Genomic DNA, 14210 nt, shown 5'->3' on the forward strand with positions numbered 1-14210 from the left:
GTCCTGCCGTGCAGGGTTCATCGCTACGGGGAGTGACCGGACACCCGGTGAATCGGTAGGAAAACAGGAACGGTGAGCGCCCGGCAGGGCCGCCGGACGCTCACCGAAAAGAGGTGCCTGGGACGCGGGGTCAGCCGACCTCGGGGTCGCCCTTCGTGTACGAGAGGCGTTCGACCTGTCCCGGCTCGAACCGGTCGTCGACCTTCTTGCCGTTGACGAAGAGCTCGATGGCTCCGGCGTCTCCGAGGACGAGGTCGACCCGCTCCTTGTCCTGGAAGGTCTTGGTGTCGCCCTGGAGCAGCAGCCCGTCGAAGAGCAGCCGTCCGTTGTGGTCCTTGGCGGAGATCCAGCTCTTGCCCTCGGTGGCGCTCAGCTTCACCGTCACCTCGTCACGCGGGGCGGCGGCGATGGCGCTTTCGGAGGGCACGGGCTTGGGATCGGCCGGCTTGGTGGCGGTGGGCTTGGGGGTGGTCCTGTCGGATGTCGGGCCTTCGGCGACCTGGGTCGCGCCGGAGTCGTCGTCGGTGCCGTTGAACAGTGTGAAGCCGACGAAGCCGACCACGGCGACGATCGCCGCGACCATGGCCGCGGTCCAGTTGGGCCGACGGGGTTCGGAACGGATCCGTTCCGCCTCGAACAGCGGCGCCGCGGGAGTGGGCGCGGGACGGCCGCCGTGTTCGGCGTCGAACTGCGCGATCAGCGGATCCGGGTCGAGCAGGACGGCGTGGGCGAGCATGCGGATGTGTCCGCGTGCGTACACGTCGCCGCCACAGCGGGAGAAGTCGTCCGTCTCGATCGCGTGCACGATGGGGATGCGCACCCGGGTGGAGCTGCTGACTTCCTCGACCGTCAGACCTGCGGCGATACGAGCCTGCTGGAGAGCGCGACCGATCGAAGGCCGGTCGTCTTCGGGGGAGTTGCCGATGGACACGGGGGCGCCTTTCGAGCGTGAGCCACCTGCTGGATGTTCAGTCTAGGGGTGGTACGAAAGGGTGGGGCAACCGGGAGGGACGACTTTGTACGCCATCGGGTTCGCCGGACAGCCCCTCGGGCAGGGCAGGGGACGGAGTGCGGAACTGATCATCCCGCTGCTCCTCCCTTCAACTTGACGTACGACCGGGCGAAACGGTTGCGCGCAAAACTCCTACGAAGCGGTCTCCCCGCGCATCACTGCCAACACCCCGTCGAGTTCGTCCGGTTTCACCAGGACGTCGCGCGCCTTGGAGCCCTCGCTGGGGCCGACGATGTTGCGCGATTCCATCAGGTCCATGAGCCGGCCGGCCTTGGCGAAGCCGACCCGGAGCTTGCGCTGGAGCATGGACGTCGAGCCGAACTGGGTGGAGACGACGAGCTCCGCCGCCTGGCAGAGCAGATCGAGGTCGTCACCGATGTCCTCGTCGATCTCCTTCTTCTGCTTGGTGCCGACGACCACGTCCTCTCGGAAGACCGGGGCCATCTGATCCTTGCAGTGCTGGACGATCGCCGCGACCTCGTCCTCGGTGACGAAGGCCCCCTGCATACGGGTCGGCTTGTTCGCCCCCATCGGCAGGAACAGCCCGTCACCCTTTCCGATGAGCTTCTCGGCGCCGGGCTGGTCGAGGATGACGCGGCTGTCGGCGAGCGAGGACGTCGCGAAGGCCAGCCGGGACGGCACGTTGGCCTTGATCAGACCGGTCACGACGTCGACCGAGGGCCGCTGCGTGGCCAGCACCAGGTGGATGCCCGCGGCCCGCGCCAGCTGGGTGATGCGGACGATGGAGTCCTCGACGTCGCGCGGCGCGACCATCATCAGGTCCGCGAGCTCGTCGACGATGACCAGCAGGTACGGGTAGGGGCTGAGCTCCCGCTCGCTGCCTTCGGGGGCCTTGGCCTTGCCGCTGCGCACGGCGTGGTTGAAGTCGTCGATGTGCCGGTACCCGAACGCCGCGAGGTCGTCGTAGCGCAGGTCCATCTCCCGTACGACCCACTGGAGGGCCTCGGCGGCCTTCTTCGGATTGGTGATGATCGGTGTGATCAGGTGCGGGATGCCTTCGTACGCGGTGAGCTCGACGCGCTTGGGGTCGACGAGCACCATCCGCACGTCCTCCGGGGTCGCCCGCACCATGACCGAGGTGATCAGGCAGTTGATGCAGGAGGACTTACCGGAACCGGTGGCCCCCGCGACCAGGACGTGCGGCATCTTCGCCAGGTTGGCCATCTCGTAGCCGCCCTCGACGTTCTTGCCGAGCGCCACCAGCATCGGGTGGTCGTCCTCCGCCGCGTCCGCGAGGCGCAGGACGTCGCCGAGGTTGACCATCTCCCGGTCGGAGTTGGGGATCTCGATGCCGACCGCGGACTTGCCCGGGATCGGGGAGATGATCCGTACGTCCGGACTGGCGACGGCGTACGCGATGTTCTTGGTGAGGGCGGTGATCCGCTCGACCTTGACGGCCGGCCCGAGCTCCACCTCGTACCGCGTGACCGTCGGGCCGCGGGTGAAGCCGGTGACGGCCGCGTCGACCTTGAACTCCGTGAAGACGTTCGTCAGTGAGGCGACGACCACGTCGTTGGCCGCGCTGCGCGTCTTGCCCGGCCCGCCGCGCTCCAGCAGGTCGAGGGACGGCAGGGCGTAGGTGATGTCGCCGGAGAGCTGGAGCTGCTCGGCGCGGGCCGGCAGCGGCTGGGAACGCTCGGGGGCGGGCTTCGTCAGGTCGGGTACGCCGCCGGACGCGGACTCTGCGGTGCCCCGGGCTCCCGGGGCCGCCTTCTCGGCCGTCCTCGCCCCGGGCACCGGCGCCCCGTTCCGTTCCCGGTCGGGGGATACGCCCTGCGTCAGGTCGGCGACGACCGGCGAGGGCGGCATGCCGTTGAGCACCGCCCCGTCGAGGGCGGCCGCGGCGGCTGCCGCCACGTCCACCGCGTCCATGGTGCGGTTCATCGCGGGCTGGGCGGAGGGCCTGCGCGGCCGGCGGCGCCTGGCCGGCGCCTCTCCTTCGGCGAGGTCCGCGTCGTACCCGTCGTCGTTCCCCGGCCGGCGGGCCACGGACCGCCGCGAGCCCTCGGGCAGTGCGTCACGCCACTGCTCGTCGTAGCGCTCGTCGTCGCTGTCGAGGTCCCCGGGCTCGGGTGCCGGGGCCACGATGCCGAGCCGCACGCCGAGCTGCCGCAGCCGCTGGGGAATGGCGTTGACCGGGGTGGCCGTGACGACAAGGAGCCCGAAGACGGTAAGCAGCAGGAGGAGCGGGACGGCGAGCACCTCGCCCATCGTGAAGACGAGCGGCTTGGAGGCGGCCCAGCCGATCAGTCCGCCGGCGTCCTGCATGGCGTCGGTGCCGTCCTCGCGGCCGGGCGATCCACAGGCGATGTGGACCTGGCCGAGGATCCCGATGACGAGGGCGGAGAGCCCGATGACGATACGGCCGTTGGCCTCGGGCTTCTCCGGATAGAGGATCAGCCGGACGGCGACGGCGCCCAGCAGTATCGGCACGAGCAGATCGAGCCTGCCGAACGCCCCGGTGACCAGCATCTCGACGAGATCGCCGACAGGGCCCTGGAGGTGCGACCAGGTGCCCGCCGCGACGACCAGTCCGAGGCCGAGGAGCAGCAGCGCGAGACCGTCCTTGCGGTGCGCGGGATCGAGGCCCTTCGCGCCGCGCCCTATGGAACGGAACACCGCGCCCACGCCGTGTGCCGTCCCCAGCCAGAGGGCACGCACCAGGCGGTAGACGCCCCCGGTGGGGGACGGCGCGGGTTTGGGCACGGGCTTCCTGCCCGCCGCCTTCCTGACGGGTGCCTTCTTCGCGGGAGCGGTCTTCTTCACCGCGGTCTTCTTGGCGGGCGCGGCTTTCTTCGCCGGTCCCTGGGTACGGCCGACGCGCTTCGCGGTGCCCGCCGTGCCCTGGGAACCCTTGCCGGACGTACGTGAGGCCATGTGACTGAGGTTACCGGTGTCGACGGCGGTGGACACGTGTGCCTACGCCTTCACCCGTACGTGTCGCCGTGTACGGGCGCCGAACTGACGTTGCACGGGCGTCGAACTGACGCGTCCTCAACCGCCACGGGCTCAGCTCTGCGAGGGCAGGACCGCCGCGGAACCGCCCGTACCGGGCTCCAGCGCGTCGAGCGCGCGGCGCAGTCCGGTGAGCTTGCGTTCGAGGTGGGCAGCGGTCGCCACGGCCGCGGCGTCCGCCGATTCGTCGTCCAGCTGTTTGGAGAGCGCCTCCGCCTGCTCCTCGACCGCGGCGAGCCGGGCCGAGAGCTCGGCGAGCAGACTCGCCGGCTCCTTCTCGGCGGAGCCGGTGTGCGTACCGCCTTCGAGCTGGAGCCGCAGCAGCGCCGCCTGTTCACGCAGCTGACAGTTCTTCATGTACAGCTCGACGAAGACCGAGACCTTGGCGCGCAGCACCCAGGGGTCGAAGGGCTTCGAGATGTAGTCCACCGCGCCTGCCGCATAACCCCGGAAGGTGTGGTGCGGACCATGGTTGATCGCGGTGAGGAAGATGATCGGGATGTCCCGGGTCCGCTCCCGCCGCTTGATGTGCGCGGCCGTCTCGAAACCGTCCATGCCGGGCATCTGGACATCCAGCAGAATGACCGCGAAGTCGTCCGTGAGCAGCGCTTTGAGCGCCTCCTCCCCTGACGATGCCCGGACCAGTGTCTGATCGAGCGCGGAGAGAATGGCCTCCAGCGCGAGCAGATTCTCCGGCCGGTCATCGACCAGGAGGATCTTGGCCTTCTGCATCATGGCCCGCCCTCCTCGCCCCGGAATCCCACCGGGTGCCGCCCCAGGGGACGACTCCCTTACGCCGTCCGTCCTTGTGCCGGTCATGGTAGCCGCACCCCGTCTGTCACCACACCCTGTCACCGCGATGTCACTGTGCACGTAGCGGAAACGCGGCGCGAGACCAGAAGGTTCCCCGGATCCCGCGCACTCACACCCCTTCGGGGACAGTCGGCCGACGACGACCGGCCGCGTGCCGCCCGCCCGGTCACTCTCCGCGCATCCAGTTCTCCATCACCGACAGCAGATGATCGGAATCGACCGGCTTGGTGACGTAATCGGAAGCACCGCAGTCGATCGCCTTCTCCCTGTCACCCTTCATCGCCTTCGCGGTCAGCGCGACGATCGGCAGTCCCGCGAACTGGGGCATCCGTCGGATCGCCGTCGTCGTGGCGTAGCCGTCCATCTCGGGCATCATGATGTCCATCAGTACGATCGTCACATCGTCGTGCTGCTCAAGGACTTCGATGCCCTCGCGCCCGTTCTCCGCGTACAGCACCGACAGTCCGTGCTGTTCCAGCACGCTCGTGAGGGCGAAGACGTTACGGATGTCGTCGTCGACGATCAGCACCTTCTCCCCGTGGAAGCGGAACGTCCTGCGGGGCTCCTGCTCGTCCTGCGCGGCCTGCACCCACTCCTGGGGCGCCGCGGTCTCCTCGTCGGTCCTGCCGTTCGCCAGGGCCGGGCGCTGTGCCGCCGTGCCCAGGGCCTTGCGGCGACGCCGGAAGATCCCTGCGGAGTTGGCCGGATCGCCCAGGGGCGGCTCGGAGCCGGTCCGCTGCGAGGTCTCCGACCGCGGGGAGCCCTCGGCGGAACCGCCGCGGATCTCGATGGGGCCGGGTCCCATCTGCGGGTAGCCCTGCGGCGGCAGCTCGCTCGGGTGCAGCGGCAGGTACAGCGTGAACGTCGAGCCCCGTCCCGGTTCGCTGGCCGCGTGGATCTCTCCGCCCAGCAGACGGGCGATCTCCCGGCTGATGGAGAGGCCGAGTCCCGTGCCCCCGTACTTGCGGCTGGTCGTGCCGTCCGCCTGCTTGAACGCCTCGAAGATCACCAGCATCTTGCTGGACGCGATGCCGATCCCGGTGTCGGTGACCGAGAAGGCGATCAGGTCACCGTCCGCGTCACGCAGCGAACCGGCCTCCAGCAGATGCTCCCTGATGGCGTTCGGCACATCGGCGCCGGCCGGCCGGATCACCAGCTCCACCGCGCCGCTGTCGGTGAACTTCACCGCGTTGGACAGCAGGTTGCGCAGCACCTGGAGCAGTCGCTGCTCGTCCGTGTGCAGCGTGGCGGGCAGCTCCGGGGACACCCGTACGGAGAAGTCGAGGCCCTTCTCCGCGGTGAGCGGCCGGAACGTCGCCTCCACGTAGTCGACCAGCTGGACCAGCGCGATCCGCGTCGGACTGACGTCCATCTTGCCCGCCTCGACCTTGGACAGGTCGAGGATGTCGTTGATCAGCTGGAGCAGGTCGGAACCCGCCCCGTGGATCGTCTCGGCGAACTCCACCTGCTTCGGCGAGAGGTTGCCCTCCGCGTTGTCCGCGAGCAGCTTGGCCAGGATCAGCAGCGAGTTGAGCGGCGTGCGCAGCTCGTGCGACATGTTCGCCAGGAACTCGGACTTGTAGCGCATCGAGACCGCGAGCTGTTCGGCGCGTTCCTCCAGGACCTGCCGGGCCTCCTCGATCTCGGTGTTCTTCACCTCGATGTCGCGGTTCTGCTGCGCCAGCAGCTCGGCCTTCTCCTCCAGCTCGGCGTTGGAGGCCTGGAGTGCCTTCTGCCGGTTCTCCAGCTCCTGGGACCGGTCGCGCAGCTGCTCGGTGAGCTCCTGGGACTGCTCCAGGAGCTTCTCGGTCTTGGTGTTGACGCTGATGGTGTTGACACTCGTCGCGATCATCTCGGCGAGCTGGTTGAGGAAGTCCCGCTGGATGTGCGTGAACGGCTGGAACGAGGCCAGCTCGATCACGCCGAGGACCTTGCCCTCGAAGAGCACCGGCAGCACGATCACATGTGCGGGCGGCGCCTCGCCGAGTCCGGAGGAGATCTTCAGGTATCCCGGCGGCACGTTGTCCACCTGGATGGTCCGCTTCTCCTCGGCCGCCGTGCCGATGAGCGTCTCGCCGGGCCGGAAGGAGGTCGGCATGGAGCCCGCGGAGTAGCCGTAACTGCCGCGCATGCGCAGCTCGTACGAGCTGTCCTTGCCGCCTTCGGCCCCCACCTCGTCGGTGTCGCCCGTCGTCATGGCCAGGAAGAAGGCGCCGTGCTGGGCCGAGACGACGGGAGTCAGCTCGCTCATGATCAGCGAGGCGACGTCGTCCAGGTCACGGCGACCCTGCATCAGGCCGGAGATCCGGGCGAGGTTGCCCTTGAGCCAGTCCTGTTCCTTGTTGGTCAGGGTGGTGTCGCGCAGGTTGGCGATCATCGTGTTGATGTTGTCCTGCAGCACCTGGATCTCACCGGCCGCGTCGACGTCGATCTTGAGGTTGAGATCGCCCCGGGTCACCGCGGTGGCGACCGCGGCGATGGCACGCACCTGACGGGTCAGGTTCCCGGCCATCTCGTTCACCGACTCGGTGAGGTCGCGCCAGGTCCCGTCGACGTCCCGCACCCGGGCCTGGCCGCCCAGCTGCCCCTCGGTGCCCACCTCGCGGGCCACCCGGGTCACCTGGTCGGCGAAGTTCGACAGCTGCGCCACCATCGTGTTGATGGTGTTCTTCAGCTCCAGGATCTCGCCGCGCGCGTCGATGTCGATCTTCTTGGTGAGGTCGCCCTTGGCGATGGCCGTGGTGACGGTGGCGATCTGGCGCACCTGACCGGTCAGGTTGGACGCCATCGAGTTCACCGACTCGGTGAGGTCCTTCCAGGTGCCGGAGACTCCGGGCACCCGTGCCTGGCCGCCCAGTTCGCCCTCGGTGCCCACCTCGCGCGCCACCCGGGTGACCTCGTCGGCGAACGAGGACAGGGTCGTCACCATCGTGTTGACGGTGTCGGCGAGCTCGGCGACCTCGCCGCGCGCCTCCACGGTGACCTTCTTCGTCAGATCACCGTTGGCGACCGCGGACGAGACCCGGGAGATGTTGCGCACCTGACTGGTCAGGTTGTTGGCCATCAGGTTGACGTTGTCGCTGAGGTCCTTCCAGATGCCCGTCGCACCGCGCACCCGGGCCTGACCGCCGAGGATGCCCTCGGTGCCGACCTCGCGCGCCACCCTCGTCACCTCGTCGGCGAAGTTGAGCAGCTGGTCGACCATCGTGTTGACCGTCGTCACCAGTTCGAGGATCTCGCCCTTGGCGTCGACGGTGATCTTCTTGGAGAGATCGCCCTTGGCGACCGCGGTGGTCACCTCGGCGATGTTGCGCACCTGGAGGGTGAGGTTGTTCGCCATGCCGTTGACGGACTGGGTGAGGTCCTTCCACGTACCGGAGACGCCCTGCACCTCCGCCTGGCCGCCGAGCATGCCTTCCGTGCCCACCTCGCGGGAGACCCTGGTCACCTGCTCCGCGAAGTTCGACAGCTGGTCGACCATCGTGTTGAGGGTGTTCTTCAGCTCCAGGATCTCGCCCCGGGCGTCCACGTCGATCTTCTGCGACAGGTCACCCCGCGCCACCGCCGTGGCGACCTGCGCGATGTTGCGGACCTGAGCGGTGAGGTTCCCCGCCATGCCGTTCACCGAGTCGGTCAGGTCACGCCACACACCGGCCACGCCGGGAACCTGCGCCTGGCCGCCGAGCCGCCCGTCGGTGCCCACCTCGCGGGCCACCCGGGTCACCTGGTCGGCGAACGCGGAGAGCTGGTCGACCATCGTGTTGATGGTGTTCTTCAGTTCCAGGATCTCGCCCCGGGCGTCCACGTCGATCTTCTGCGACAGGTCACCCCGCGCCACCGCCGTGGTCACCTGGGCGATCTGACGCACCTGGGAGGTCAGGTTCCCCGCCATGAAGTTGACGGAGTCGGTGAGTTCCTTCCACGTGCCGGAGACGCCGTCGACCCGCGCCTGGCCGCCGAGGCGGCCCTCGGTGCCCACGTCACGTGCCATCCGCGTCACCTGGTCGGCGAAGTTCGACAGCTGCGCCACCATCGTGTTGACGGTGTTCTTCAGCTCCAGCATCTCGCCGGCCACGTCGACCGTGACCTTCTGCGACAGGTCGCCGTTGGCGACCGCCGTCGTCACCTGCGCGATGTCACGGACCTGGCCCGTCAGGTTCCGGAAGGCGGTGTTCACCGAGTCGGTGAGGTCCTTCCACGTCCCCGCCGCGCCCGGCACCTCCGCCTGCCCGCCGAGCCGGCCCTCGACGCCTACCTCGCGCGCGACGCGGGTCACCTCCGAACCGAAGGCCTGGAGCTGGTCCACCATCGTGTTGACGGTGTTCTTCAGCTCCAGCATCTCACCGGCCACGTCGACGGTGACCTTCTGCGTCATGTCACCGCTGGCCACAGCCGTCGTCACCTGCGCGATGTCCCGCACCTGCGTCGTCAGGTTCCGGAAGACCGTGTTCACCGAGTCGGTGAGGTCCTTCCAGGTGCCGGCCGCGCCGGGTACCTGGGCCTGGCCGCCGAGCAGTCCCTCGCCGCCGACCTCGCTGGCCACACGCGTCACTTCGTCCGCGAAGGTACGCAGCGTCTCGGTCATCTGGTTGATCGTCTCGGCGAGCTGCGCGACCTCGCCGCGCGCGCTCACCGTGACCTTCTGGGACAGGTCGCCGTTGGCGACCGCCGTCGTCACCTCGGCGATGCCGCGCACCTGGGAGGTGAGGTTGCCCGCCATCGTGTTGACGGAGTCGGTGAGGTCCTTCCAGACCCCGGCCACTCCGGGCACCGTCGCCTGACCGCCGAGCTCGCCCTCCGTACCCACCTCGCGGGCGACCCGGGTCACCTCGGAGGAGAACGAGGACAGCTGGTCGACCATCGTGTTGACGGTGTTCTTCAGCTGGAGCATCTCGCCGGCCACATGGACGGTGACCTTCCGCGACAGGTCCCCCTTGGCGACCGCCGTCGTCACCAGGGCGATGTCACGGACCTGCGCCGTCAGCCGGTACGCCATGGTGTTGACGGAGTCCGTGAGGTCTTTCCACGACCCGGACATGCCACGTACCTGCGCCTGCCCGCCGAGCTTGCCCTCGGTGCCGACCTCGACCGCGACCCGGGTCACCTGCTCGGTGAACGCGGAGAGCTGGTCGACCAGGTTGTTGACCGTACGGGCGACCCTCAGGAACTCGCCGCGCAGCGGCCGTACCGTCTCGTCCGCAGTGTGCGACCGCAGTTCCATGCGCTGCTCGAGATCACCGTCGGCGACGGCGGAGAGCACCCGTCCGACCTCGGACACCGGGCGCGCCAGGTCGTCGACGAGCTCGTTGGAGGCATCGATGGCGGCTGCCCAGGAGCCCTCGCAGGCGCCGGTCTCCAGGCGCTCCGTGAGCTTTCCCTCACGCCCGACCACACGGCGCACCCGGGCGAGCTCGCCCGTCAGATGCAGATTGCGGTCGGCCACCTCGTTGAAGACCGCCGCGATCTCCGTGAGCACGCCGTCGCCCGAGACGGTGAGCCGTCTACGGAAATTGCCGTCACGCATCGCCACGAGAGCCGCGAGCAGTCTGTTCAGAGCTGCCGCGTCCACGTCGATGGTCCCATTGCGCTGATTCTTCACGGGCTGTCCGCCTTTTGTGCGCGTTCCTGAACCCCGCGCCGCCACGCCAGACTCCACCGTGTCCCTCCCGCAGGGCTTGACCGTATCGCTCGGGCCGTTGTCGGAAGCTTGCCCACTTCCACTTCGGCTCACCGCCACAGCACACCGTCGACGGGTGACTATGCGAACGTCAAATCGTTGAAACGTACCAGGCGGGAACCGGACGGGGTGCGAGGTCCCAGGGTCGCCCCATTTCCCTCACCGGGGAGACCCCATGGTCGTGCGCCCGCGGACAACCACCGTAGGGCCTGTGCGCCCAAGTCCGCCCTCGTGTACCCGGGACACCCGGCGAGCGTCTAGCCTGGCAGGCGAATCGAAGCGGCGAGAAACGGGCACACGACTCGGGGAAGCGACGAGACACCATATGGGGAGTGCTGTGATCACCGCGCGCGCGGCTGCCACCTTCGATCCGGTCGGACGCTCGGTCGCGACCGCCCGCGCGTTCGTCCGGGACACCCTCCAGGGGTGGGGCTACACCGATGTCGTCGACGACGCCGTCGTCCTGACCAGCGAACTCGTGACCAATGCGGTCGTGCACGCGGGCACGGCCGCCGATGTGCTGTGTCTGCGCACCGAGGACGGCGTACGCGTCGAGGTCGCCGACCACTATCCGGAGCGGGAGATCCCGCTGCAGAACTCCGGTCTGGACTTCGGCAGCCCGGACCGGGAGGGCGGCCGTGGTCTGCTGCTCTGCGCGGCGCTCGCTTCGCGCTGGGGTGTCGAGTACTCCCCCACGCGCAAACACGTCTGGTTCCAGCTCGATCTTCCGGACCGCCCGGTGGGCATCCGTTCCGCGGGACCGGTCCTGCCCACCGCGCTGCTCCCGGTCACCGACGAGCGGGTACGGGTGGCCGTCGTCCAGATCGACAGTTCGGGTTCCATCGCCGCGTGGAACGACGACGCGGCCTTCCTCTTCGGGTACCCGGCGGACCAGGTCACCGGCAAGCAGCTCACGGACATCGCGGCCTGGCCGCACACCCCCGGCACGAACACCGGCGTCGCCGACGCCCTGCGGCTCTCCCGCTGGGAGGGCAGCTACGGCATCCGCGGCGCCGACGGCCGGGTCATCGCGGTGTACGCGTCGCACCTCAGGGTCCGCGACACCGGGGGCGAGCCGTCCACGGTCTGCCTCCTCGTACGTGATTACGAGCGCGCGGTGCTGCAGAGCCCGGTGCGTGCCCCCGTTTCCGACTCCTCGGTCGAGAGCCGCACGACGGACCCGTTCGAGGTGTTCATCGGCTCTCCCGCCCCGGACGACCTCGACGGCCTGCTGCAGCGCACGGTCGAACGGGCACGCGACATGCTCGACGCCGACGCCGCGTTCCTGCTGCTGGCCACGGACGACGAGACGGAGCTGGAGGTCCGGGCGACGACCGGTCTGCCCTCGGCCCGTCAGCGTTTCGCCAGGGTCCCCGTCGAGGCGGGAACGGGCCGCTACGGCTCCGCCCGGATGCCGGCGGTCCACGAGGACCTGACGGCCGTACCCGGCGCCGTGCCACTGCTCAGCGACACGGGAATGCGTTCGGTCGTCACGGTCCCCCTCAAGGTCGAGGGCCGGCTCACGGGCTCCCTGGGAGTCGCCACGGAGGCGGCGGGGCGGTATTCGAACGAGGAGGCCCTGCGCCTCCAGTTCGCGGCCGACCGCATCGCGCTGGCCGTCGAGTCGGCCAGGCTCGGTGAGCTGGAGCGGCTGCGCCGCGGTTCGCTGTCCTTCCTGGTGGAGGCCTCGGACCTGCTGGCCGGCACCCTGGACAGGGATCAGACCCTGGCGCTGATGGCACAGATGACCGTGCCCACGCTGGCCACCTGGTGTGCCGTGTACACGATCGCCGACCAGTTCTCGGAGCCCTACCTCTCGTACGTCCTGCACGAGGACGAGGAGCGTATCGACGGCCTGAAGGCCCTGCTGTCCTCCATCGACCCGCCGGACCCCGTCCCGGCCCCGGGCGCCCGCATCTGGCCTGCCCCGGCCGCCGCGGGTCAGCAGGCGGCCCTGCGGGTGTCCACACGCACGCTGAGCCGGGACGCGCCTCTGAGCATGGGTGCGGCGACCCGCACGACGCTGGCGACAGCGGCCGCGGTGGGTGGCGAGACGGTGGTCCTGCCGCTCGTCGCGAGGAACCGCGTGATCGGCATGCTGACGCTCGGGAAGCCGTCCGACGACCACTTCCGCCAGGAGATCCTGGAACTGGCCGAGGACCTGTCCCGACGGGCCGCCCTGGCCCTGGACAACGCCCGCCTGTACTCGGAGCGCACGGCCATCAGCCAGTCCCTCCAGCGCAGCCTGCTGCCGCCGGGCCTGCCCGATGTGCCGAATGTCGAGATCGAGGTCATCTACCGGGCGGCGGGCGAGGGCAACGAGGTCGGCGGCGACTTCTACGACGTGTTCCCGATCCGCGACGGTGCCTTCGGCTTCGCCATCGGCGACGTCTGCGGTACGGGTCCGGAGGCCGCGGCCGTCACGGGCCTCGCCCGGCATGCCCTGCGTCTGCTGGCCCGGGAGGGCTTCGGCGGCCCGGCGGTGCTGGAACGGCTGAACGCCGCCATCCTCGACGAGGGCGCCCGCAGCCGCTTCCTCACGCTGCTGTACGGGGAGTTGTGGCCCCAGGAGGACGGCAGTGCCCTCCTCAAGGTGGTGTGTGCGGGGCACCCTCTCCCGCTGCGTCTGCGCCAGGACGGCACCGTGGAGGCGGCGGCGGAACCGCAGCCGCTGCTCGGCGTGATCGAGGACCTGGAGCTGTACGAGCAGGAGGTCACCCTCGATCCGGGTGACGTCCTCCTCTGCGTCACCGACGGAGTCACCGAACGGCGCGAGGGGGCCCGCATGTTGGGTGACGACGGCCTGGCCGACGTCCTCGCCATGTGTACGGGCCTGACGGCCGGCGCGGTCGCGGGACGTATCCTGCGGGCGGTCGAGCGTTTCGCCGCGGAGCCCGCCTCGGACGACATGGCGATCCTGGCGATGCGCGTCCCGGAGCCGCAGAAATTCTAGTGCTGTGAACCGCACGGGTTCGCCCGCCCGGATGTCCCGGGCCGAGGGTCGCCCGGTTCTCGACCGGTACCGTGTGCTCGGGAACCGGACTACTGCTCCAACTGGCGCACCTATAAGGTTCAGTCCCTCCGGGCTGCTCAACCGCGCGACACGACGACCGGCCTCGTCCGACCAGGTGATCAGCTCGCGGTCGAGAAAGTGTGCGCGGGCGACGACGTTCTCCGGATCAGCGACGCCGGCGCCGAGTTCCCACTGCGGGGGGTGCTGCGCCGGGCCCGGGTGTGGCGCTGAAATCAGCGCAGACCAGAGGGGCCCCAGTCATCTCCTCGTAGAGGTGCCGGGCCCTGTCGGGCTGATCGCAGACCAGAGCCATGCGGTATCGGGAGCCGGTGTCCCGTCCGGACACGAGAAAGGCCCCCGCCTCTGGCGGGGGCCTTTCTTCTTGCTGAGCCCCAATGCGGAATCGAACCGCAGACCTTCTCCTTACCATGGAGACGCTCTACCGACTGAGCTATTGGGGCCTGTTACCTGTCGCCCTGCGGCAACGAGCTAAAGCATACCCTGAATCCGGGGGTACTCAAAACCTTCTGTTCGAGGAATCTCCCGCCGTGTCGCCGGCGCCTCACGTGTACCTCACGCCCCCCACCCGGGCACGTGCGAGGTACGCGGACGACACGGGAGGGTGAACGGGTCGTGAACGCAGAAAAGCCCCGTGCCACAAGGGCACGGGGCTTTCCCGGAATAATTGTTCGGCGGCGTCCTACTCTCCCACAGGGTCC

Annotated in this window: 5 protein-coding genes and 1 tRNA gene; 1 reads left to right on the top strand and 5 read right to left on the bottom strand. The window is 69.2% G+C overall.

Annotated features, from left to right (window positions below):
• Nucleotides 1–130 precede the first annotated feature (130 nt).
• The 4 genes from ACFWVP_RS31865 to ACFWVP_RS31880 all read right to left on the bottom strand — a co-directional run bounded on the left by ACFWVP_RS31865 (nucleotide 131) and on the right by ACFWVP_RS31880 (nucleotide 10400).
• Nucleotides 131–931 (bottom strand): helix-turn-helix domain-containing protein, encoded by an 801-nt coding sequence (locus ACFWVP_RS31865; RefSeq protein ID WP_384501455.1) that lies wholly within the window; start codon nucleotides 929–931, stop codon nucleotides 131–133.
• 213 nt (nucleotides 932–1144) lie between these two features.
• Nucleotides 1145–3910, bottom strand: coding sequence for a DNA translocase FtsK (locus ACFWVP_RS31870; RefSeq protein ID WP_384501456.1), 2766 nt, complete (start codon nucleotides 3908–3910; stop codon nucleotides 1145–1147).
• Between the two features lie 132 nt (nucleotides 3911–4042).
• Entirely contained in the window at nucleotides 4043–4723 is a 681-nt protein-coding gene (locus ACFWVP_RS31875; protein WP_384501457.1) for a two-component system response regulator, read from the bottom strand.
• Between the two features lie 244 nt (nucleotides 4724–4967).
• The gene (locus ACFWVP_RS31880; RefSeq protein ID WP_384501458.1) at nucleotides 4968–10400 is read right to left on the bottom strand and encodes a HAMP domain-containing protein; all 5433 of its coding nucleotides are present in this window, start codon (nucleotides 10398–10400) and stop codon (nucleotides 4968–4970) included.
• 403 nt (nucleotides 10401–10803) lie between these two features.
• Between ACFWVP_RS31880 and ACFWVP_RS31885 the strand changes: the two genes are divergently transcribed.
• Nucleotides 10804–13431 carry a SpoIIE family protein phosphatase gene (locus tag ACFWVP_RS31885; protein ID WP_384501459.1) on the top strand — a complete coding sequence of 876 codons (2628 nt, stop codon included), beginning with the start codon at nucleotides 10804–10806 and terminating at the stop codon, nucleotides 13429–13431.
• A gap of 448 nt (nucleotides 13432–13879) precedes the next feature.
• On the opposite strand, the gene ACFWVP_RS31890 is transcribed toward ACFWVP_RS31885, so the two are convergent.
• Nucleotides 13880–13952: transfer RNA gene (locus tag ACFWVP_RS31890), tRNA-Thr, on the bottom strand.
• Between the last annotated feature and the right edge of the window lie 258 nt (nucleotides 13953–14210).

The organism is Streptomyces sp. NPDC058637, assembly GCF_042717325.1.
Taxonomy (GTDB): domain Bacteria; phylum Actinomycetota; class Actinomycetes; order Streptomycetales; family Streptomycetaceae; genus Streptomyces.

What these genes read in the sequence shown, in the direction of transcription:
- ACFWVP_RS31870 (WP_384501456.1), bottom strand. Translation starts at nt 3,910, where the DNA reads ATGGCCTCACGTACGTCCGGCAAGGGTTCCCAGGGCACGGCGGGCACC.
- ACFWVP_RS31885 (WP_384501459.1), top strand. Translation starts at nt 10,804, where the DNA reads ATGGGGAGTGCTGTGATCACCGCGCGCGCGGCTGCCACCTTCGATCCG.
- ACFWVP_RS31875 (WP_384501457.1), bottom strand. Translation starts at nt 4,723, where the DNA reads ATGATGCAGAAGGCCAAGATCCTCCTGGTCGATGACCGGCCGGAGAAT.